Here is a 797-nt window from a genome sequence, read left to right as displayed (position 1 = left end):
CACGGCCCACAGCAGGTTGGCGATATGCTGGGCATTAAAGTGGTCTTTCTCTGCTTTTGATTCGGCTTTGGTTTTTACCTGAGGCAACAGCGTGGCTACGGCCTCTTTCAGCTGCGCTGTCTTCTCCAGCGCCAGCCCGTTGTCCACCAATTTCGCCACAGCCCACAGCAGGTTCGCGACTTCCTGTGGCTTGAAGTGGTCTTTCTCTTCTTTTGATTCGGCTTTGGTTTTCACCCGAAGCAACAGCACGGCCACGGTCTCTTTCAGCTGCGCCGTCTTCTCCAGCGCCAGCCCGTTATCCACCAGTTTCGCCACGGCCCAAAGCTGGTTAGCGATTTGTTGAGGAATACAGTGGCCTTTCTCTTCTTTTGATTCAGCTTTGGTGTTCACATGGGGCAACAGCGCGGCCACGGCCTCTTTCAGCTTCGGTGTCTTCTCAAGCTCCAGCCCATTGCCCACCAGTTTTGCCACGGCCCACAGCAGGTTGCTGATACCTTGTACATCAATATCCCTGGCTTCAGGTTTTTGGTTGCACTTAAATATTACTGCATCAAGTAAAGTTGACAGTAAAGCGGCTTGGTTTTCCCTATCCCCCTTATTCATGTATTTATGAGGGGTCAAAACATCTGCTGAAGTAAATGAATGAAGCGTTGTTGTCAGGCTTCGCCAGGTCCACCCGGGTGTCACTTTAAAATCGTGCAACAATGGTATCAGTTGGCGTTGTTCACTATGATTTAATGGTCGTTTTGCCCTTGATGTGTATTGTTTGATTGAACAGGCAAATTGACTGTGTGTTT

Annotated in this window: 1 pseudogene; it reads right to left on the bottom strand. The window is 49.8% G+C overall.

Going from position 1 to position 797, the window contains the following annotated elements:
* Positions 1–797, bottom strand: a pseudogene (locus J7439_RS25685) (hypothetical protein); the annotation flags it as partial.

This window comes from Salinisphaera sp. G21_0, assembly GCF_017744115.1.
In the GTDB taxonomy this organism is placed as follows: Bacteria; Pseudomonadota; Gammaproteobacteria; order Pseudomonadales; family Endozoicomonadaceae; genus Endozoicomonas.
This window is presented reverse-complemented; position numbering and strand designations above follow the sequence as displayed.